Source organism: Arthrobacter sp. Soil_C_49 (assembly GCF_057656635.1).
Genome location: NZ_JBDGJZ010000006.1, coordinates 61,970 through 81,987 on the forward strand (window position 1 = coordinate 61,970; position 20,018 = coordinate 81,987).

The following is a 20,018-nucleotide window of genomic DNA, read 5'->3' on the forward strand; positions in this document are numbered from 1 at the left end:
CGAAAATGGCCCGGAGTGGAATCACGCCGCTGGTCACTGATCGGCTCGTCCTGCGGCTGGTCGAGGGCTCGGACGAGTCCGCCATCCACAGTTACCGCAGCAACCCCGCCGCCACCCGGTACCTCTCCCACGAACCGCTCTCAGTCGAGGCCAACCGGGAAAGGCTCACAGAGCTTTTGGCCCTTGCCGAGGCATCCACCAGCACTTGGTTCAACTACTGCTGGGCCATCACACTTCGGCAGTCCGGAGAGGTGATCGGGGATGCGCGCACCTGGAACAGCACAGCGGTCTCAGTTCCGGGTGTACTCGCCCCGGGAGAACATCCGGCCGGACATGCTGCCCTGGCCTACGTGCTGCATCCCGATTACCAGCACCAGGGTTACGGGCGTGAGGCTGCAGCCGCCCTCGTGACATGGCTCTTCACCCGGCGCGGGATCAACGCCGTGGCAGCTGCGGTCCATGAACCAAACAGCCCGTCCATCCGGCTCCTGCGGAGTCTTGGTTTCCAGAGTGACCCGGTTCTTCCTGCTGGCCGGGATCGAGCCGGCAAGGGACTCCCCTTGCTGATGTTCCGGCTGGACCGTCCGGATTCATCCCCCTGAGGCGGACTTGTTCCCGGCGGCCCTGGAACCGCCGGCGAGGAACAGCCCGCCCATGGACATTTGCAATGCGATACCTACCGCTGCCAGCGGCAATTCCATTGCAGTGCGGTCGCGTTCCTGGCCCTCCACGCAGGGGACCTGGGAGCCGTCCGCCGCGTTTTGCGTCTCCCCCGGCAACCACACCAGCGCGTCATCCTCCGAACCGGACCCGGCCGCAAGCAACCCGAAAAGGACCAGCGGATTGCTCGCAGCTATCCAGACGATCCGCTCGGTGTGATCGACCTCGGTAAATCCCCGCAACTCAGGCAGGCATTGCCACGACACCAAGCGGCCGGAGTCGTCGCGTTCGATGTTTACCGCCACAAGGACGCGTTCGGTGGTCCGCACGGTGGGAAGAAGCGCCGCGACGGCAAGGACATTTCCCACCAGGAGCAGGAAGGCCGCACCCCACGCCACAACCCGGCTGGTGGTCTTGCTGAACCACCACAGTGTCCCCGCCCCGACCGCAGCGAAGACCAGGACCTCCAGAAAGACCAGGGCGGCCGCGACTCCGGCGACCGCGGGCGATGACTTCGTTGCGTAAGCAAGGGTAAACAGGAACAGTGCAACCAGCACGGCAAATACCGCACCGCGGCCGCAAGCCACGGCCCAGTTCAGGAACGGTCCGGCAGCTGGATGCTCCCGGATTGCCTCCGCCATGCCCGGCCGGCGAGCCCAGGTAAGGGCCAGCACGCAGGAAGCCACAACCAGTATGGCCGCCGTGAGAATGCAGCCACCTCGGGCCGCATCAGTCGGAACGGCGCCGCCGTTCACCACCATCAGCACTAACAGCGCAGTACCCAGCGAGGCCAGGAGCATCGCGGCCGACTGCAACCAGAACCGCCCCGACCTGACAGACCGGGCGATCTCCCCCAAGGCATGGCCCAGGAGTACCCTGGCAGCACCCGGTCCCGGGGGCAGATCGCCGTCGTCCCCGGCAGCCTCAGGGTTCAGCCTGCCCGCCCCAATGACCTCGTACACAGGTTCTTCGACGCGCGGGCCGTCGTCCTGCCGTTCGTCACCAACCACAGTTCAGCCCCACCTCCAACAACAGGCCCGGCCCGGCAGCCACGGGCTAATCCCATGGTGGTCTGCCCGGCCGGGCCTGTCCACATGAGCAGCTAAGCGATGCGGGTTCCCCGCGCCAGCCTGTGGGCGGGCGTGCGCAGCGCACGCCAACCCAGCCACATCAGGAGTGCGGCGACCACCAGCTGCAGGCCCAGTCCCAGGGGCCACAGCGGGGTGGACTGCGCCAGGTACCGCGGCTTGACCTCACCGTTCGCGCACGGGTAGGTCCCCTCCGGACCGGCCATGGCGTAACGTGCTCCCTGGCTGATGTTCTCTATTGCCCCCACGGATGTGTAGTTGCGCTCCTGCGAACGGTCCTTGTAGGGGATCGCGTCGGCCACCACCACGTAGGGATTCATCGCCAGCAACCAGGCCACCCGTTCGGTCCGCATCGCGGGCTGTTCCTGCAGCGGCCCTGAGCAGGTGTACTCCGGCTCGACGGGCCCTTGCTGGACTGCCTCCTGGGAGAGCGGCTCATAGGCGCGGTACTGCGCCTGGTTGGCCATGATGGTGCCCTGGGTCAGCCCGGTTCCCAGGCCAAAGGCGATCAGGGTGCCCACGGCGAGGCCTGCAACCGCCAAGTAGGTGACCACGATTGAAAACAGCGGCCGTCCGGCGAGCGCCGAGATGCCAACACCGATGGCGCAGACAATTCCCACCTCGACGGCAAGCATCAGCAGCGCCACCAGCACATGGCCTGGAGTCATGCCGCCCAGCGCCACCCCGATCACCAGGAAGGGTGTGCTGGCTACAAGGAAGGCCAAGGCTGCTGCCCATGCCGCCACGAATTTGCCCCACAGGATCTGGCCGGGCTGCAGCAGCGTCACCTGGAGGATGGCCAGAGTCCCGCCGGCCCTGTCACCGTTAACGGCGTTGGCGGACAGCGCCGGGGCTACCAGCAGCGCAAAGAGCAGGACAAAGGCCAGGACCACCTCGAAGATCATGGACCCCGGACCGGTGTCCGGCGGTGCCACGTAGCCGGGGTAACCGCGCTGCGCCTCCTGGGTGGCATTCCAGCTGGCCCAGGTCAGCCAGGTCACCAGGCCGGTGAGGACAAACCAAATGGCCAGCATGATGTACCAGCCGCGGGAGCGCAACCGCTGCTTGAGCTCAAGCACCACCACATCCCGGATGCCGGGCAGGTAGCCGCCCGTTGTCCTGCCGCCGGTGTCCTGCCGGTCCTTTGTTGCGTTGCTCATTGCAGCTCCCCCTCAAGGCTCATGTAGGTCTCTTCAAGGGCGCCCGTTGCCGGGGCAAAGGAAGTTACCCCGACGCCGGCAAGCACCAGATCGCGCAGCAGCCGCTCGGCGTCGCTATCACCGCCCAGCATCAGGCTGACCGCGGGACGGCGTCCGTCCTCCCGGCGGAACGCCAGGCCCAGCTCCCCAAGTTTGGCGGTGAGCACCTCCGTGTCGGAAGCAGTGATGGCATACCGGCGTCCTGACGCCGCAGCCTCCTCAGTGGTTTGTTGCCTGACGGTACGGCCCTTGTTAACGAACACCGCGCCGTCGGCAATTTCATCAAGTTCGCTGAGCACGTGGGACGAAACCACCACTGCCTTGCCCTCAGCCGCCAGTTGCCGCAGCATCAGCCGAAGCTCCACCCGGGAACCGGGGTCCAGGCCGGACGCAGGTTCGTCGAGCAAAAGGACGGAAGGGTCATGGATCAGGGCCCGCGCAAGGCTGAGCCGCTGCTGCTGCCCGCGCGAGAGCACCCGCGCCGGCTGATCTGCAAGGTCATCAAGCCGGACCCGTTCCAGCAGCCCAGCAACCCGCCGCCCGATACCCTCGGCCGGAAGCCGGTAAAAGCGTGCCATCTGGGTGAGGATTTCACGGGCGGTCAGCGACTCCCACACGCCCAGGGTGTCCGGCATCCAGCCCACCCGGCTGCGTACTTCCGCCCGGTCGCGGCGCGGATCGAGGCCGCCCACACTGATGCTGCCTTCATCGGGCGCCAGCAACGATGCCAGCATGAGCAACAGCGTGGTTTTGCCGGCCCCGTTCGGCCCGATCAGCGCGGTCACCTTGCCCGCCGGGGCATGGAAGTCCATATGTTCGACGGCGTGGACCGCGCCGAAGCTGCGGCTCACCGCACGCGCCGTGATGCCGCCGTCGGGCTCCTGCCCTGCCGTGCTGTCCGGTAATTCAGAAATCATTGCCATATTGTGCGCACCTGTCCCCCCACAGTTTTTGATGCATGCTGACACTTTTGAGCGTACGCCCGCGGACGGTGCCGGCACGCCTGCGAAGGGCCAGGATTCGGTCACAATTCAACCTCTGGCCGCGGGCGGCGATAAACTGGTGCGAAGAAGTCGCGCCAATCATGGCGTTAGTTCCCCCGGGTCAGGGCCAACACAGCGTTACTGCTGCCTGGCCGGACTCCAATCGATCCAGTGAAGGTTCGCGCATGAGTACGCCCACTACCGAAGTGCACAACGCAACGCAGCCGCAGGAGCTGCCCGCCGGCGGCGCCGTGACCAAACAGCTCATCGTGCAGAAGTTTGGCGGCTCCTCCGTGGCGGATGCCGATGGCATCAAGCGGGTGGCAAAGCGCGTGGTGGACGCCCAGATTGCCGGCAATGAAGTGGTCGTAGTGGTCTCGGCCATGGGCGATACTACTGACGAACTCCTGGACCTTGCCGCCCAGGTAACGGACTCCGCCCCCGCCCGCGAAATGGACATGCTGCTGTCCGCCGGCGAGCGCATCTCCATGGCACTGCTCGCCATGGCCATTAACAAACTCGGCGCCTCGGCCCAGTCCTTCACCGGATCCCAGGCCGGCATGATCACCGACGGCATCCACGGCAAGGCCCGGATCATCGACGTCGACCCCCACCGCATCCGTACCGCGCTGGACAAGGGAAACATCGCCATCGTTGCCGGGTTCCAGGGCATGAGCCGCGCCACGAACGAGATCACCACGCTTGGCCGCGGCGGCTCGGACACTACTGCGGTGGCCCTGGCAGCGGCTCTTGAGGCCGACGTCTGCGAAATCTATACGGACGTGGACGGTATCTACACGGCCGACCCGCGCGTGGTTCCCTCCGCGCAGAAGATCGACAGGATTTCCAGCGAGGAAATGCTTGAACTCGCAGCCTCCGGGGCCAAGATCCTGCACCTTCGCTGCGTCGAGTACGCGCGCAGGTTCGGCGTGCCGCTGCACGTCCGCTCGTCATTCAGCCAGCACGAAGGCACCTGGGTCATCCCCAGCGCCGAAGACAAGATCACCACACAAGAGGGAGTTGCCTTGGAGCAGCCAATCATCTCCGGCGTCGCGCACGACCGTTCCGAAGCCAAGGTCACCGTTGTTGGTGTTCCGGATATCCCCGGCAAGGCTGCCGCCATCTTCCAGGTCATCGCCGACGCCCACTCGAACATCGACATGATTGTGCAGAACGTGTCCACGCACGGCACCGGCCGGACGGATATTTCGTTCACGCTGCCCATCGTGGAAGGCGCCGACGCACTGGCGGCCCTGCACGCAGCGCAGGACCAGATCGGCTTCGAAACCATCGAATACAACGAGCAGATCGGCAAGCTGTCCCTGATCGGCGCTGGCATGCGCTCTCACCCGGGCGTGTCCGCCACATTCTTCAAGGCACTCTCGGACGCGGGCATCAACATCAATATGATCTCCACCTCGGAGATCCGCATCTCCGTGGTCACCCACGCTGACCTCCTGGACGAGGCCGTGCGGGTCATCCACCGGGCCTTCGAACTGGACAGCGAGAACGAAGCCACGGTGTACGGCGGCACGGGCCGCTAGCCACTCCCTGCACCAGAGGAACCTGCAAACAAAAATGCGCTGGTGGCGGACTCAGTCCGTCACCAGCGCATTTTTAGTCTGACCGCAGCAGCGCTGCCGGGTCAGGCCTCCTTATCGAGGTCTTCGCGGCGTACCGCGTAGTGGTGACCTGACGTATCGGTTTCCACCACAAAGTGCGTCAGTTCCTCCTCCGAGGCCTGTTCGAACTCGTCATGCCTGTGCACCACGGGCGAACCGGAGTCCAACCGGGCGGCGGGGCCAAAGAAGAAGCGGAGCCTGTCCGTCAGGCTCATGAACCCATCGACGAAATGTGCCACTGTTTTCCACCCCCTTCCCGCGTGCCGGGGAAAGAGCATTCCAAGGAGAAATCCTGGCGGTGCCAGTGCCCTTATTTTACGCCCGGCACCTCGAAAAGGACCTCAGCGAAGCGACTGGTCCCCGGGATTCCGGGGCACCACATAGGTGCTGCCGTCGGCACGCGTGACCGTCTCCCACTGCAGGGTCTCGGCCTCGCGCTGGGCCAGGAGCCGCCGGTTTTCTTCCGTCATGTCGTGGACCAGGGACGACCGGTTGGCGGGACCAAAGACGGCCCGCAGCTTGCCGGTTGCCCGCATGAAGCGCTGCGAAGCGTTTCCCTTGCTTCCCGAGCTTGCCTTACCCATGAACCAATCCCTTCCACTATCCTCGTACTGATCACAGTGTACGCTAATGATTAGTGCACTAACAATTGGAGGCCTGATGAATCCTGCAGCCAGAACCGCCACTGAAGCCGGCACTGCGACCCGCGCCGGGACAGCCGGCGCGGACACCCCGCAGGAGGATGACCTGCTGCTGGAGCACCAGCTGTGCTTCGCCCTGACGGTTGCCGCGCGCAGTGTGGTGGGAGCCTACAAGCCGGTGCTGGAGAGAATGAATCTCACCCACCCTCAGTACCTGGTGATGCTCTGCCTTTGGGAAGCCAGTCCCCGGACCGTGCGGAACATCAGTGATGCGCTCGCGCAGGAACCGGCCACCATCTCGCCCCTCCTGCGGCGCCTTGAGGCATCCGGCCTGATTTCCCGACGGCGGGTGGATGGCAACGAGCGGGCCCTCGCCGTTGACCTGACCCCGGCAGGTGCAGCGCTGCGGCAGGAGGCGCTCAATGTTCCCGGAACGATGATGGAGCGCCTGGGCCTGACGCGGGACCAGGTGGGCGAGCTGCACGCGTCCATGATGGGACTCATTGCGGCAACCTCCCAGGCCCCGCGGTCTTAGCCGGGCGCAAGGGATACGGCAGTAGAATGGCACCATGACGGACAGGCCCCGGTGCAGACAGCACGTGCCTTCAGGCACGGGTCAAACAGCGGCGCTGATACTGGCGGCGCTCCTGCTGTTGCCTGCCTGCTCCCCCGGCCAGGGCGGCGGCACTCCGTCCGGTGGTACCCCGGCGGGCCCCACAGTTTCCGCTTCATCTGCTTCGCCCACCCCCACCGGCAGCAAGGCCCCGGACGACGAATCAACCGTCCCGGCTCCCGCACCGGAGCCACCCGCAGGGCCATCGTCCGGTCCGGGACAGGGTAATGCCGAGCTGGCGATCACCCTCAAACCATCAGCCGGCGAACCGGAAGTCCACTACACACTGGTCTGCGTCAACGGCGTACCCGACGCAGAAAGCAAGCACCCCACCGCCGATGCCGCCTGCGCGGCACTGAAAAACAACGCGGGTCTGCTGGCCTCCCCGGCCCTCCGGACTGACCAGGCGTGCACTGAGCAGTACGGCGGCCCCCAGGAAGCCACTGTCACCGGCGTGGTGGACGGCGTACCTGTCGACGACGCCTTCAAACGCACCAACGGTTGCGAGATCAGCTCCTGGAATGCCGCAAAGGACGTCATCGGTGCCACTGGTGGAGCAGCTTAGCGTCCTGGCGGCGGACGAGTGGCGGGCAAGGGAGGAAGCCCACCAGCAGCGCGTCAGCCGCTACGCGGACCCCTACCTTGCCCGGCGTTCCGCCGGGCAAAAGCATCCGGTGGAAGATTTTCTTTTCACCTACTACACCCAGAAACCAGGCCAGCTCCGGCGCTGGCACCCGGGTGCCGGCGTCGTCCTCACGGGTGGTGAGGCGGCCGCCCGCAGCGGCTGGAAACACTACCGGACGCTCGACGACGGCGAACTCGCCGCCCTGGGGCTGCCGGCAGAAAGTACCGCGGTCACCATGGACCTGGACAGCTTTCTTGCCGACCGCAAGGACGCCGTCTCCTTTGCCGGCATCATTCTCCGCGGCACGGCTGCGCGGCCGGCCCAGTTTGGCTGCTTCGGCCTGCACGAGTGGGCCATGGTCTACCACCAGGACCGGTTTGACCTCCGCCACGAGTACCTCCAGCTGCGCCTTGGTCCAGCGGGGACGGACAAGGTGGTGGAGGACAACAGGATACGCTGCACCCACTTTGACGCCTTCCGCTTCTACACACCGGACGCCATCCCGCTCAACGAACTGGCCCCCAGCCGGGAGTCACAGCGGCACCTGGAGCAGCCGGGGTGCCTGCACGCCAACATGGACCTGTACAAATGGGCCTACAAGCTGCTGCCGGCCCTGCCCAGTGAACTCGTGATGGACTGCTTTGAACTGTCCTGGCGCATCCGGGCCATGGACATGCAGGCTTCCCCTTACGACCTCGCCGAGTGGGGTTACCCGGCCATTCCCATTGAAACCCCGCAAGGCAAGGCCGCCTACGTGGAACACCAGCGTTCGTTCGCCGCCGAGGCAGCCGGGCTTCGGGAAATGCTTGCCCTCAAGCTTGCCGTACTCTCCGGGAGCCGTGCGGCATGATCGACCTGACCATCAGGCTGCGGGAGGACCCCGAAGCAGCCGAATACCTCTTCAGGCTGGTGGCCGATGACGACGGCCCTTCCGCTGAAAGCACCCTGCCGGACCCGGAAGCTGCACTGAGCGCAGTGCGGAAGCACGGGGAGGACGTTTTCTTCCCGAAACCCGGGCCACCCAAACTGTGCACCCAGCAGTACGGCGGGCCGCAGGTTGCCGTGGTGACGGGGACGTTCCGGGGCCGCACTGTGGAGTCGGTTTTCACGCGGACCGACGGCTGCGAAATCGCCCGCTGGAGGGCAATGGCACCGCTGCTGGGCAGCGCGGGTGGCGCCTGGGGCAACACCTAGGCCTACAAGCAAAAAGCAGGGTCCCGGGTGGTTCAACCACCCGGGACCCTGTTTTGTCAGACGGCCGGCTGCTAGGCGGCAGGCACGCCGTTCGCGAAGGTTACCTGCGGAGCTCCGGCCGGGGCAGCGGAGGCTGCGCCCACCTGTACGTTGACCCAGGTCCTGATGCCGTTATCGCCCAGGCTCAGGCGCGACAGGTAGGTCCCTTCGGACAGGCCTGTCCAGGACAGGGTGGCCGAGGTGGCAGTGCCGTTGGGAGCCACGATCGGATTCGGGTCCACCGTCAGATTGCCGGCATCCCCAGCGAAGGAAACCGCCTGGACCGATGCGCTGGCCGGTCCGTTGTCCGGAGTTGAATAAAGGTTGGCCACGATGTAGTAGGTGCCGGCCCGTGGTGCCTCCAGATCCAGGAATTCGCTGGCAGAAGCGGTGGCCACCTGGGTGGCGGTCAGCCCTCCCAGTGCATTCGGCGCGAATACCACCATGTCCCAGTCGACGTCGTTGGATTGGGCCTGGACGCCCAGCCGGGCGAAGGACGCCCCTTCCGGCACCGTCACCTGGACCAGCGCGTTGTGCTCATCGTTGGCGGGTGCGTACGCGCCGGGGGTCTTGGAGACGGCCGTCCGGCTCAGCGGAGCGAGGCCTTCCACCCTTACCTTGATGGGGGTATCCGACCCGGAGACCAGCTCCATGGTTCCGCTGCCCGTTCCCGTGGGTGAACTGAAGGAGAACGACGGCGCGATCTGCGCGTCTACCGGCCTGACGGCGATCGGCGAACTCACCGTGCGCGGGCCTTTCCAGGTGAGGCTTCCGGTGCTGAACTTGCCCATCGGGGCACTCACGTTCCTGATGGTCAAGGTAACTTCACGTGACTGGCCCGCCTTGGCGAAGTTGAGCGCCTTGGGCTCGACGTCGACATTGAAACCAGGAAGGTTGACCTCGGGCCGGTACATGCCGGGGACCAGGGCGGTCAGCTGGCGCTTAACCTGGACTTCGCCCACCAGGCTGCCGAGCGCGATGGACGGCAGGTTCAGGTCCCGGGCGGCGATGGTGCCGGCTTGTGGCGCCCCGGTATCCACCCCTTGGCCGTTAAGGAAGGCCAGCCAGTCCTTGATGCCGGATTCGTACACCAGGCCGGGATCCAGGACACGGGTTGAGTCGATGTGCCCGGCCCCGCCCTGGAATGGATCCGTGTTGGGTGAGCCGTCGGCGTTGACCAGCGGGTAGGCGGTGGTCATCATGGCCGATTTGACCACGGATGGGGTCCACAGAGGCTGTTTGCCCAGTACCAGTGCGCCGAAACCGGCGATGTGCGGTGCTGCCATGGAGGTGCCGGACATAAAGCCGAACTGCGCGCCGTGGTTGCCGATGGTGGAGACGCCGGCCAGGACATTGACGCCCGGGGCCGCGATGTCCGGCTTCAGCAGGTCACCGCCGGAAGCAAGGCTGGGCCCGCGGGACGAGAAGCCGCCGATCTGCGGCGCGGGGGCCGGCGGTTCACCGGTCAGGTCTCCCTTGACCAGGCTGACAGTCAGTGCGGGATTGGCCTCCAGCTTGGACTTCAGTTCCAAGCTCTTCGGGGCGTTCACATGGACGGTGGGCAGCACGTGGTTGTCCGCGTCCTCGGAACTGCTGGTGAGGTTCACCAGGATCATTCCGACGCCGCCCTTGTCCTTGACCTCCTGGCTCTTGGCCGTCCTGTCCACGACGCCGCGGTCGCAAACAACCACTTTGCCCGCCACCTTGGCAGCATCAAGCGAGCCGGGACCGCAGAGGTTTGGATTGGCGGCACCTGCTGCTGCCGCGGCGGCCGCGACAACAACCGGTTTGTCTGCCACTTCAGATTTCATGATCGACGCTCCCCGGTAGAGCGAACCGTCCGAGACCTTGACGGTTCCCAGCAGCTCACTGGGGAAGGTGGAGGCAGCCACCGTGGTCAGCCATGGGGCTGCGTGGTTGACGGTGGACACAGTGGGCCCGGAGTTGCCGGCGGAGGCAGAGACAAACACGCCGGCGGAGGCAGCATTCAGGAAGGCCAGCGCCACAGGATCGGTGGTGCTGTTGTTGTTTCCTGAGATGGAGTAGTTCAGGACATCCACGCCGTCCTTGACCGCCGCATCCACTGCCTCCACCGCAGCGGAGGAGTAGCAGCCGCCGGTATCCGGGTTGGTGTCCTCCCAGCAGATTTTGTAGACGGAGACCTTTGCAGCGGGGGCGACGCCGGAGCTCTTGCCGAAGCTGGTGCCGTCGATGACCTGCTCCACGTTCGCGTTGCCGGCTGCTGTTGTGGCGGTGTGCGTGCCATGGCTGCCGACGTCCACCGGCGAAATAAGTTCCTGCGGGGCCCGGTTCGCCTGTGGCACGTACTGCAGGAAGGAATCGGCGAAGTACCTGGCGCCGATGACCTTGGAGTTGCACAAGGAACCGTCGAAGGACGCGCCCGTTCCCTGGCCTTTCTGGCATTCACCCTCGAAGGTGGAGCCGTCGGCCTTGAGCATGGCGATCTTCCCCTCCGGCGTGCGGTAGGGGGCGCCCACCTGCGCCGGGCCGCTCAGCGGCTGCACGGGTTCGCCCTGGAGGAAGGGGTTGTCGGGAGCGTAGCCGGAGTCGATGACACCCACCACAACGCCCTTGCCGGCGTTGGCTTCGCCGCCGAACTGAGTGGCCCACATGCCGTCCGGCCCGGTCAGCTTGAGGAAATCCGACGTGGTGTAATCCGGGGCATTTTCCGCGTCCGGCATCACTGCCAGGACCTTGTTGTTCCTGGACAACTCCATGGCCTGAGCCGCAGTCAGCTGGGCGCTGAAGCCGTTGAGGGCAGCGGTGAACTGCTTTTGCGGCGTAACCCCCTGGCTGGCGGCGATGTCCTGCTGCTCCTTGCGGAGGTGCGCATCGTAGGCCTTGTAGTTGGCGCTTCCCGTATCCAGCTTGCGGCCGTTCTGCGGTTTGGTGGGCGCGAGTCCCGGCGTTTCGCCCTCATACGCGGCGGCTGCCGCGCCCGCGAGCACAACGATATAGCGGCCGTCCGTAAACTCGGCCGGCGCTGCATTTTTTGCAGCAACCGCCAGGTCCTGGCCTACGGGCGCCGCGATAGCGGGGCTTCCGGCCATCGGGGTGAGGAGAAGCGGCAATCCCACGGCCAATGCCGCAGCCTTCCGGAATCCCCCGCCCCGCAAGGAGCTCTTTCCAGTAGATCTCACGTGCAACCCTTTCACGAGGAACCGGCCCAGCCGTGGTTGGGGGGCCGGAAACGACAGGCTCGGCACACGAAGTTACAGGTTTTGTCATTCCGTGACACCGGCTGACTCAAAGGCTACAGACTGATAGCCGAATATGACATAGGACACAAAGCGAATTTTGTTCCTGTCACTGCCGTCCCCCAACAGGGCGGAGGGAACGAAGAAGTGGCGCCCGGGCGGTTACTCCGGAAACGTCACGCAGGGTGCGGACCGGCTATTCCCGGGGCGTCCTGACGACGTCGCTGATCCACTGCCTGGTCTTTTCATCCATCGGGCCGGCAACCCGGTTCTCCCGGGCGAACCGGTCGGCCTTGATCTTCTGCAGGACCATTCGTCCGAGGCCGGCAAACACTGCGGCGGCCATCACCGGCAACAGCACGGATCTCGATTTCTCAGCCATTCCGCAATCCTAGTGACACCACCAGAACAACTCCAGAACCCAGGCAAAAGCGCCCCGGCCCACTCCTCAAAATGCCCTCACCTCACCTGGCTTCAAGCCGGAATGAGGGCGGGAACAGGCCGAATACAGGGTGTGGCGCTCCGGCCGGTAGAATGGACTAGCAAGCTCGCGGAGCGCCCGTCCACCATGTCTTTCAATGTGTCCCCCAACACCTCGGTACGGCGTGAGACGGCACCAGTGAGCTGCGCCCTTACCCAAGCTCACGCACAGGAGTTACCGGATGCCCCGGATCGTTGTTGACGTCATGCCCAAGCCCGAGATTCTGGACCCGCAGGGGAAGGCTATCGTCGGCGCCCTGCCCCGGCTGGGCTTCACCAGCTTCAGCTCTGTCCGCCAGGGCAAGCGTTTCGAACTGACTGTCGACGGCGAGGTGACCGAGGACATCCTGGCCCAGGCACGCGATGCCGCAGAGACCCTCCTGTCCAACCCCGTGATCGAAGACGTCGTCAACGTCGAGGTCGTCGAGGCCTGACATGACTGAACTTCCCCTGATCGGCGAGGCAATCGCCGTCGCCGCGGAACCGCGCCTCGCCGGTGCCCGCATCGGCGTCGTCACCTTCCCGGGCACCCTCGATGACCGCGACGCCGCCCGTGCCGTCCGCCTCGCCGGCGGCACCGCCGTCGAACTCTGGCACGCGGACACGGAACTCGGCGACGTGGACGCCGTTGTTATTCCCGGCGGTTTCTCCTACGGTGACTACCTGCGCGCCGGAGCCATCGCCCGCTTCGCACCGCTGATGTCCAAAATCATTGACGCAGCCAACAGCGACGCCAAGCTGCCCGTGCTCGGCATCTGCAACGGCTTCCAGATCCTCACCGAGTCGCACCTGCTGCCCGGTTCAATGATCAAGAACGACCACCTGAAATTCATGTGCCGCGACCAGGTGCTGCGCGTCGAGAACAGCAACACCGCCTGGACGCTGGACTACCAGGCGGGCCAGGAAATCACTGTGCCGCTGAAGAACCAGGACGGCCAGTACATCGCCGACGAGAAGACCCTTGACGCGCTCGAGGCCGAGGGCCGCGTGGTGTTCCGCTACGTCGGGTTCAACCCGAACGGCTCGCGCAGGGACATCGCCGGCATCTCCAACGCCGCGGGCAACGTGGTGGGCCTGATGCCGCACCCCGAGCATGCCGTGGAAGCCGGATTCGGCCCGGAGTCGCTGGACGGCATCGGCGGGTCCGATACCGACGGGCTGGGCTTCTTCACCTCCGTTTTGACCAAGATTGTGGGAGGCGACAAGTGAGCATCGAAACCACCAAGAAGTTCAATATCGACACTGTCGAGAACGCCGCGAAGACCCCGGACACCGAGCTGCCCTGGGCCGAGCTGGGCCTGAAGCAGAACGAGTTCGACGAGATCGTCAAGGTCCTGGGCCGCCGCCCCACCGGCGCCGAGCTCGCCATGTACTCCGTGATGTGGAGCGAGCACTGCTCCTACAAGTCCTCCAAGAACCACCTGCGCCAGTTCGGCGAAAAGGTGACCCCGGAGATGAAGAAGGACATGCTGGTGGGCATCGGCGAAAACGCCGGCGTGACCAACCTCGGGGACGGCTGGGCCGTGACTTTCAAGATCGAGTCGCACAACTCGCCGTCGTTCGTTGAGCCCTACCAGGGTGCCGCGACCGGCATCGGCGGCATTGTCCGCGACATCATCTCCATGGGCGCCCGCCCTGTTGCCGTGATGGACCCGCTGCGCTTCGGCGCGATCGACCACCCGGACACCGCCCGCGTGATGCACGGTGCCGTGGCCGGCATCGGCGGCTACGGCAACTCGCTGGGCCTGCCGAACATCGGCGGCGAAATGGTCTTCGACTCGGTGTACCAGGGCAACCCGCTGGTCAACGCCCTCGCAGTTGGCGTCATGCGCCACGAGGACATCCGCCTCGCCAACGCCTCCGGCAAGGGCAACAAGGTGGTCCTGTTCGGTGCGCGCACCGGCGGTGACGGCATCGGCGGCGCCTCCGTGCTCGCCTCGGAGTCCTTCGACGACACGAAGCCCTCCAAACGTCCCGCGGTGCAGGTGGGCGACCCCTTCGCCGAAAAGGTCCTCATCGAGTGCTGCCTGGAGCTGTTCAAGGGCTCCCTGGTGGAAGGCATCCAGGACCTCGGCGCCGCCGGCATCTCCTGCGCCACCTCCGAACTGGCTTCCAACGGCGACGGCGGCATGCAGGTTGAGCTGACCTCCGTGCTGCTGCGCGACCCCACGCTGACCCCGGGCGAGATCCTGATGTCCGAGTCGCAGGAACGCATGATGGCCGTTGTCACTCCGGAGAACGTTGCGGCGTTCGAAGCCGTGATGGACAAGTGGGCTGTTGAATATGCCTGGCTGGGCGAGGTGACCGATACCGGCCGCCTCATCATCACCTGGGAAGGCGAGGTGATTGTCGACGTCGATCCCCGCACCGTGGCGCACGACGGTCCGGTCTACGACCGTCCGTTCGCCCGTCCCGAGTGGCAGGACGCCGTGCAGGCAGACACCTTCACCGGCTCCGTTCAGGACGCCGGCCGGCCCTCCGCCCCGGCTGAGCTCGCTGCCGCTGTGACTGAACTCGTGGCATCGCCGAACATGTGCTCCAAGTCCTGGATCACCAACCAGTACGACCGGTACGTGGGCGGCAACACCTCCATGGCGTTCCCCGACGACGCCGGCGTGGTCCGCGTGGACGAGGAAACGGGCCTGGGCGTTGCCCTGGCCACCGACGCCAACGGCCGTTACACCTACCTCGATCCGTACCACGGCGCGCAGCTGGCACTGGCCGAGGCCTACCGGAACGTTGCCACCTCCGGCGCCGTTCCCATGGCTGTCAGCGACTGCCTGAACTTCGGCTCCCCCGAGGACCCGGACGTGATGTGGCAGCTGGCCGAGGCCATCCGCGGCCTGTCCGACGCCTGCCAGGTGCTCGGCGTCCCGGTCACCGGCGGCAACGTCTCGCTCTACAACCAGACCGGCACCACGCCGATCCACCCCTCCCCCGTGGTGGCAGTGCTGGGCAAGCTCGACGACGTCGCCCGGCGCACGCCGTCGGGCTGGCGTGAGGACGGCCAGGCAATTTACCTGCTGGGCACCACGGCTGCCGAGCTGGACGGCTCCGAGTGGGCCAACATGCGCGGCCACCTGGGCGGCCAGCCGCCGAAGGTGGACCTCGACGCCGAACGTGCCCTGGGCGAGATCCTGATCAACGCGTCCCGTGACGGCATGATCGACTCCGCCCACGACCTCTCCGAAGGCGGCCTCGCGGCTGCCCTGGTGGAGTCCTCGCTGCGCTACGGCGTCGGTGCCCGGGTTGCACTGCAGGATGTCCTGGACCGGGACGGCGTGGACCTGTTCACGGCGCTCTTCTCGGAATCCCAGGGCCGCGCCGTTGTGGGCGTTCCCCGTTCCGAAGAAGTCCGCTTCACGGATATGTGCACCGCACGCGGCTTCGCCCACACCCGTATCGGTGTGGTGGACGCGGCCAGCGGAACCCTGGACATCAACGGAGTGGAGAGCCTGTCCCTGGACGCCCTCCGCGAAGCCCACGAGGGGACCCTGCCGAAGTACTTCGGCTGATCCCACCCTCCCGGCTTATGGAAATCCGCGCCCCTCTTAGGGACGCGGATTTCCCCCTTTAACAAACAGGGGTGGCAATCCCCTAATGGCCCCCATCGACAGTCCCGACCACCGGGCGTAGTTTTTGCGTACATCTTCAGCGAGGCGGCCTCCAAGAGGCGCGGCAGGCCCGAGGAGGCTGACATGCGCAAAATTCGGCGCATCCTGCTGTTTTCCCTTTTGTTCTTCCTGGTCATGGCCGGCGCCCAGCCGGCAACTGCCGGATACTATCCCAGGAGCATGGCTGCCCTCGGCGACTCCATCACGCAGGCCACCAATGTGTGCTGCGTTCCGGGCGACTACCCGGCGCAGTCCTGGTCCACCGGGGACGGCGGGGCTGATGGCATCAGGACCCACTACGAGCGGCTCCTTCGACTGCAGCCTGCACTCCGCGGCAACGCTTTCAATAATTCTGTCAGCGGTGCAAGAGTATCCGACCTTCCCCGCCAGGCTGCCGTTGCCGCCAGTCAGCACGCGGGGTACGTCACCATCCTGATGGGCGCCAACGATCTCTGCACGCCCTCCCTGCAAACCATGACGCCGGTGGCTGACTTCCGGGCGAAGGTGTACGAATCTTTGGCCGTCCTCAACCAGATGCGGCCCCGCCCACAGGTGTTCATCAGCAGCATCCCGAACATCTACCAGCTATGGAGCGTCCTGCACACTGATCCAGCCGCCCAACAAGTCTGGTCCTCCTTCGCGATCTGCCAGTCGATGCTGTCCCCCGCCAACACGGACGCGATGCGGCAGGAGGTGGCCCAACGTGAAGTGGCCTTCAACGCCATCCTGGCCAGGGCCTGCGACCACTTTGGCCGCATCTGCCGGCACGATGACGGGGCCGTCTACAACCATTCCTTCACGGCGGCCGACGTGGGCACGCTGGACTACTTCCACCCCAGTGCCCGAGGCCAGGCGAAGCTGGCAGACATCACCTGGAGAGCCGCCTGGTAGGTTCGACAGGCCGGATCCGACAGGCTCAACCACCGTCAGTCCTCGCTGTGCAGCTCCCGCTGCCGCGCGCTGAGCAGTTCGATTTCGGGCCGCGCAGCCACGAGGCGTTCGACAGCGGCCAGCACCTCCACGAGGTGGGCGCGGTCCGCTGCCACCAGGCCGACGCCCAGCCGGGTGCGCCGGTACTGGTCGTGATCGCCTACCTCGGCGACGGAGACGTCGAACCGGCGCTTGACCTCGGCAATCAATGGCCTGACAACGGACCGCTTTTCCTTGAGGCTCTGAACGTCACCGAGCAGGATGTCGAATTCGATCCAGCCGATCCACATCAGATGGTGAGCTCCCCCATGCGGTCCCAGGCGTCGCCGTCGAGCTGGCGGCTGATGATCCGGGGCGTTTCGGCGAGTGCCTGGGGCATGTCCGCCATGGCCTGCTTGAAGTGTTCGCTGTTGACGTGGTCGCCGGCGGCATCGTCCTTGAAGGCTTCCACCAGGACGTACTCATTCGGGTCATCAAGGCTGCGGGACCAGTCAAACCAGAGGTTCCCCGGCTCCTGCCGCGTAGCTTCAGTGAAGCCGGCCACCAGGCCGGGCCAGCGCTCGGACCATTCCGGCTTGACCTTGAACTTGACGACGATAAAAATCACGGGCGTAGTCCTTCCGCGGCGAGTTGGCGTGCCCCTTCAATGTACCGGGAAGTAACGTGCCGCTGCGCCGCCCGGGTCACCAGTCCGCCGGCCGCGTAAAACCAGTTGCCCGGCTTGCTGAAGGCGCGGATCCGCACGTGGACATCGGCGTCGCTGTTGATCTCCACTTCGAAGGATTCCTCACCGCGGGCCGGGTGGCCCGGCAGGGCTCCGTACCCAAATCCCGCTGACTGCGGCACATCTTCCGGCAGCGGCTCATGGACCCACACCACCTCGCAGGGTGCATTCAAGCGAAAGGGCCCGACGCCGAAGCCGCTCACCACCCGCGCTCCCGGCGCCACCCCTGGCGAATCCGTACGCACCCGGAGGCCGGCCCGACGCTGCAGCTCCCAGGAAAGGATGCCGGCGGCCACCCGCCTGTACACAACAAAGCCGGTACCCAGCTGCACCTCTTCCAGGATGCCGGCGTACCCCTCCGGCGTAAGCCCGTGTTCGGTGCCCCCGATTCCGGGGTAACCAAGGTGGTGCACCCTGCCCTGGGGCGACCTGTTGGCCTTCACTGCTTGCCGCCCCGGGAGCCGGCCAGGCGCGCCCAGCCAAGCTGTTCCTGCTGCTTCCTGGTCAGGCCTGCCACCACAAGATCGTAGGAATCCTCCACCATGTCCCGGATCATGTCGTCCGGCAGGGTCCCGTCCAGGCGGACGCCGTTCCAGTGTGTCTTGTTCATGTGCCAAGCGCCGGCAATTTCCGGGTGCGCGGCGCGCAGCTGTACAGCGAGGGTCGGCTCGCATTTGAGGTTGACGTACAAGTCCCGGGGATCCATGCTGCTCAGCGCGAAGAGCTTGGCCTCATGCCTCGCTCCCCCGGCAATGTTGGCGCGGACCTTAAATACGGCGGTCTCCGGACCGAACGGATAATCCTCGTAGGCGCCGGGAAACGAGAGGCAGATATTCCTCAATGCAGCAGGGTCCATGCAGGAAGCCTATAAAGCCGGCTGCCGCGGTGCTAGTCTGCGAGGATGTCACACGATCAGGGGCCCATTCCTGTTCTGGATCTGGGCACGGCACGGCAGGACGACGGTTCATTCAGCCCCGACTTCATCGAGCAGCTGCGCCACGCGACGCACCATGTGGGTTTCTTCCAAATCACCGGCTACGGCGCCTCCCCCGGCCAGCCTGAACGGCTGCTGGACCTGATCAGGCGGTTCTTTGCACTGCCGCTGGAAGAGAGGATGAAGCTGGACAACCGGCTTTCCCCCCATTTCCGCGGCTACACGCGGATGGGCACCGAGGTGACCCAGGGACGTGCGGATGCGCGGGAACAGATCGACTATTCGCCCGAACGCGAGCCGGTCACGGACTATCCTGAGGACCAGCCGTATTGGCTGCTCCAGGGCCCGAATTTATGGCCGGAGGACTCCTTCCCGGAGCTCAAACCGGCCGCCATGGAGTGGGCGGAACTGATGTCGCGGGTGGGAATGGAACTGCTCCGGGCCATCGCGGTCGCACTGAAACTGCCGGAAGACTACTTCGACGAGCCTTTCCAGGGTTCCCCCGCCTGGATGGGAAAACTGGTTCATTACGTGGGCGGCGTGGTGGAAGCGGCCGGCGACCAGGGCGTGGGCTCGCATGCGGACTACGGGTTCGTCACCCTCCTGCTGCAGGACGACATCGGCGGGCTGGAGGTTCTTCCGCCCGGCGCAACTGACTGGGCGCCCGTAGAGCCCATCCCCGGAGCCCTGGTGGTGAACCTGGGCGAGATGCTCGAAGTCGCTACCGAAGGCTACCTGGTGGCCACCATTCACCGGGTCCAGGCGCCTCCTCCGGGCGTGGACAGGTATTCGGTCCCGTTCTTCTGGTCGCCCCGGCTCGACGCGGTCATCGACCCCGTCCCGCTGCCGCCCGAACTCAAGGCCGACGCGCGGGGCATCTCGGATGACCCCGCCAATCCGCTGTTGGCCTCCTACGGGATGAATATGCTCAAGGGGAGGATGCGGGCCCACCCGGACGTGACGGAGCGCCATTATCCGGAGCTCCTGACGCGCTAAATCTGCGGGAACGTCAGAGGTTGTATTTCCAGGCCTGCTGGGCGGGGCAGGAATCCATCACAACGTCCAGCCCGGCGGCCTTGGCCCGTTCCGCCGCGGCCTCATCGATGACGCCCAGCTGAAGCCACACCGCTTTCGCCCCCACCGCGATGGCCTGGTCCACCACGTCCCCCACCTTTTGCGAGTTCACAAAGCAGTCCACGACGTCGATGGGATGCTTTTCGGGAGGAATGTCACCAAGGCTGCGGAAGCCCGTTTCCCCGTGCACAGGTTCGCCCGGAAGGTTGATGGGGATGATCTCCATCCCCATCCGGTCCCGGATAAAAAGCGAGGTGTCGTAGGCTGCACGCCACTCGTTCGTGGTGAGGCCAACGATGGCCCAGCGGCCTTTGGTCCGCATCAGGCGTTCAACAACGGCAGGATCGTTTTTGTGGCCCATGGGATTAGCCTACGTTGCC

The 20,018-nt window shown here is 65.5% G+C and carries 23 protein-coding genes; 11 read left to right on the forward strand and 12 right to left on the reverse strand.

Going from position 1 to position 20,018, the window contains the following annotated elements:
* The first annotated feature begins 5 nt into the window (after window positions 1-5).
* Window positions 6-602 carry a GNAT family N-acetyltransferase gene (locus AC3A4Z_RS11570; protein ID WP_498711667.1) on the forward strand — a complete coding sequence of 199 codons (597 nt, stop codon included), beginning with the start codon at window positions 6-8 and terminating at the stop codon, window positions 600-602.
* On the opposite strand, the gene AC3A4Z_RS11575 is transcribed toward AC3A4Z_RS11570, so the two are convergent.
* The 3 genes from AC3A4Z_RS11575 to AC3A4Z_RS11585 all read right to left on the reverse strand — a co-directional run bounded on the left by AC3A4Z_RS11575 (window position 591) and on the right by AC3A4Z_RS11585 (window position 3,870).
* Window positions 591-1,670, reverse strand: coding sequence for a hypothetical protein (locus tag AC3A4Z_RS11575; protein ID WP_498711668.1), 1,080 nt, complete (start codon window positions 1,668-1,670; stop codon window positions 591-593). The genes AC3A4Z_RS11570 and AC3A4Z_RS11575 overlap by 12 nt on opposite strands.
* A gap of 92 nt (window positions 1,671-1,762) precedes the next feature.
* Window positions 1,763-2,908 (reverse strand): ABC transporter permease, encoded by a 1,146-nt coding sequence (locus tag AC3A4Z_RS11580; RefSeq protein WP_498711669.1) that lies wholly within the window; start codon window positions 2,906-2,908, stop codon window positions 1,763-1,765.
* Entirely contained in the window at window positions 2,905-3,870 is a 966-nt protein-coding gene (locus AC3A4Z_RS11585; RefSeq protein ID WP_498711670.1) for an ABC transporter ATP-binding protein, read from the reverse strand. The genes AC3A4Z_RS11580 and AC3A4Z_RS11585 overlap by 4 nt, the downstream gene beginning before the upstream one ends.
* A gap of 245 nt (window positions 3,871-4,115) precedes the next feature.
* Between AC3A4Z_RS11585 and AC3A4Z_RS11590 the strand changes: the two genes are divergently transcribed.
* Window positions 4,116-5,474, forward strand: coding sequence for an aspartate kinase (locus tag AC3A4Z_RS11590; protein WP_050056471.1), 1,359 nt, complete (start codon window positions 4,116-4,118; stop codon window positions 5,472-5,474).
* Window positions 5,475-5,575: 101 nt separating this feature from the next.
* Here AC3A4Z_RS11590 and AC3A4Z_RS11595 read toward each other — a convergent pair whose 3' ends face one another.
* Both AC3A4Z_RS11595 and AC3A4Z_RS11600 read right to left on the reverse strand, forming a co-directional pair.
* Window positions 5,576-5,791 (reverse strand): hypothetical protein, encoded by a 216-nt coding sequence (locus AC3A4Z_RS11595; protein ID WP_498711671.1) that lies wholly within the window; start codon window positions 5,789-5,791, stop codon window positions 5,576-5,578.
* A gap of 102 nt (window positions 5,792-5,893) precedes the next feature.
* Window positions 5,894-6,136 (reverse strand): hypothetical protein, encoded by a 243-nt coding sequence (locus AC3A4Z_RS11600; RefSeq protein WP_493972524.1) that lies wholly within the window; start codon window positions 6,134-6,136, stop codon window positions 5,894-5,896.
* A gap of 76 nt (window positions 6,137-6,212) precedes the next feature.
* On the opposite strand from AC3A4Z_RS11600, the gene AC3A4Z_RS11605 reads away from it, so the two are divergent.
* Genes AC3A4Z_RS11605 through AC3A4Z_RS11620 form a run of 4 tightly spaced genes read left to right on the forward strand, consistent with a single transcriptional unit; the run spans window position 6,213 to window position 8,625 of the window.
* The gene (locus tag AC3A4Z_RS11605) at window positions 6,213-6,728 is read left to right on the forward strand and encodes a MarR family winged helix-turn-helix transcriptional regulator (protein WP_498711672.1); all 516 of its coding nucleotides are present in this window, start codon (window positions 6,213-6,215) and stop codon (window positions 6,726-6,728) included.
* Between the two features lie 34 nt (window positions 6,729-6,762).
* Window positions 6,763-7,371: an SSI family serine proteinase inhibitor gene (locus tag AC3A4Z_RS11610; protein WP_498711673.1), complete on the forward strand. Its 609-nt coding sequence runs from the start codon at window positions 6,763-6,765 to the stop codon at window positions 7,369-7,371.
* The gene (locus AC3A4Z_RS11615) at window positions 7,328-8,281 is read left to right on the forward strand and encodes a 3-methyladenine DNA glycosylase (RefSeq protein ID WP_498711674.1); all 954 of its coding nucleotides are present in this window, start codon (window positions 7,328-7,330) and stop codon (window positions 8,279-8,281) included. The genes AC3A4Z_RS11610 and AC3A4Z_RS11615 overlap by 44 nt, the downstream gene beginning before the upstream one ends.
* On the forward strand, window positions 8,278-8,625 hold the full coding sequence (locus tag AC3A4Z_RS11620) for a subtilase-type protease inhibitor (protein ID WP_493972528.1): 348 nt from the start codon (window positions 8,278-8,280) through the stop codon (window positions 8,623-8,625). Before AC3A4Z_RS11615 ends, AC3A4Z_RS11620 begins: the two co-directional genes overlap by 4 nt.
* 71 nt (window positions 8,626-8,696) lie before the next feature.
* Here AC3A4Z_RS11620 and AC3A4Z_RS11625 read toward each other — a convergent pair whose 3' ends face one another.
* Together AC3A4Z_RS11625 and AC3A4Z_RS11630 are read right to left on the reverse strand one after the other, a co-directional pair.
* On the reverse strand, window positions 8,697-11,801 hold the full coding sequence (locus AC3A4Z_RS11625) for a S8 family serine peptidase (RefSeq protein WP_498711838.1): 3,105 nt from the start codon (window positions 11,799-11,801) through the stop codon (window positions 8,697-8,699).
* Between the two features lie 277 nt (window positions 11,802-12,078).
* Window positions 12,079-12,264: a hypothetical protein gene (locus AC3A4Z_RS11630; protein ID WP_050056478.1), complete on the reverse strand. Its 186-nt coding sequence runs from the start codon at window positions 12,262-12,264 to the stop codon at window positions 12,079-12,081.
* Window positions 12,265-12,544: 280 nt separating this feature from the next.
* Here AC3A4Z_RS11630 and purS point away from each other — a divergent pair, with 280 nt between their 5' ends.
* From purS to AC3A4Z_RS11650, 4 genes are all read left to right on the forward strand, one after another.
* Entirely contained in the window at window positions 12,545-12,796 is a 252-nt protein-coding gene (gene purS, locus AC3A4Z_RS11635; RefSeq protein ID WP_003798434.1) for a phosphoribosylformylglycinamidine synthase subunit PurS, read from the forward strand.
* A 1-nt stretch (window position 12,797) separates the two neighbouring features.
* The gene (purQ, locus tag AC3A4Z_RS11640; protein ID WP_493972529.1) at window positions 12,798-13,571 is read left to right on the forward strand and encodes a phosphoribosylformylglycinamidine synthase subunit PurQ; all 774 of its coding nucleotides are present in this window, start codon (window positions 12,798-12,800) and stop codon (window positions 13,569-13,571) included.
* Entirely contained in the window at window positions 13,568-15,877 is a 2,310-nt protein-coding gene (gene purL / locus AC3A4Z_RS11645) for a phosphoribosylformylglycinamidine synthase subunit PurL (RefSeq protein ID WP_498711675.1), read from the forward strand. Before purQ ends, purL begins: the two co-directional genes overlap by 4 nt.
* A 183-nt stretch (window positions 15,878-16,060) precedes the next feature.
* The gene (locus AC3A4Z_RS11650) at window positions 16,061-16,867 is read left to right on the forward strand and encodes a GDSL-type esterase/lipase family protein (RefSeq protein WP_498711676.1); all 807 of its coding nucleotides are present in this window, start codon (window positions 16,061-16,063) and stop codon (window positions 16,865-16,867) included.
* A gap of 35 nt (window positions 16,868-16,902) precedes the next feature.
* On the opposite strand, the gene AC3A4Z_RS11655 is transcribed toward AC3A4Z_RS11650, so the two are convergent.
* The 4 genes from AC3A4Z_RS11655 to AC3A4Z_RS11670 are packed head-to-tail and all read right to left on the reverse strand — an operon-like array spanning window position 16,903 to window position 18,486.
* Window positions 16,903-17,196, reverse strand: a complete 294-nt coding sequence (locus AC3A4Z_RS11655) for a DUF503 domain-containing protein (protein ID WP_050056483.1) — start codon at window positions 17,194-17,196, stop codon at window positions 16,903-16,905.
* A complete protein-coding gene (locus tag AC3A4Z_RS11660) occupies window positions 17,196-17,513 on the reverse strand; it encodes a putative quinol monooxygenase (RefSeq protein ID WP_498711677.1) in 318 nt (105 codons plus the stop codon). Before AC3A4Z_RS11660 ends, AC3A4Z_RS11655 begins: the two co-directional genes overlap by 1 nt.
* Window positions 17,510-18,073 (reverse strand): DUF1990 domain-containing protein, encoded by a 564-nt coding sequence (locus AC3A4Z_RS11665; protein WP_498711678.1) that lies wholly within the window; start codon window positions 18,071-18,073, stop codon window positions 17,510-17,512. The genes AC3A4Z_RS11660 and AC3A4Z_RS11665 overlap by 4 nt, the downstream gene beginning before the upstream one ends.
* Complete coding sequence (locus AC3A4Z_RS11670) at window positions 18,070-18,486, reverse strand: MmcQ/YjbR family DNA-binding protein (protein WP_498711679.1); 417 nt, start codon at window positions 18,484-18,486, stop codon at window positions 18,070-18,072. The genes AC3A4Z_RS11665 and AC3A4Z_RS11670 overlap by 4 nt, the downstream gene beginning before the upstream one ends.
* Window positions 18,487-18,531: 45 nt before the next feature.
* Between AC3A4Z_RS11670 and AC3A4Z_RS11675 the strand changes: the two genes are divergently transcribed.
* Window positions 18,532-19,560 carry an isopenicillin N synthase family dioxygenase gene (locus tag AC3A4Z_RS11675; protein WP_498711680.1) on the forward strand — a complete coding sequence of 343 codons (1,029 nt, stop codon included), beginning with the start codon at window positions 18,532-18,534 and terminating at the stop codon, window positions 19,558-19,560.
* A gap of 13 nt (window positions 19,561-19,573) precedes the next feature.
* Here the strand turns inward: AC3A4Z_RS11675 and AC3A4Z_RS11680 are convergent, their stop codons facing one another.
* Window positions 19,574-19,999, reverse strand: a complete 426-nt coding sequence (locus AC3A4Z_RS11680) for a CoA-binding protein (RefSeq protein ID WP_498711681.1) — start codon at window positions 19,997-19,999, stop codon at window positions 19,574-19,576.
* Window positions 20,000-20,018: the final 19 nt, after the last annotated feature.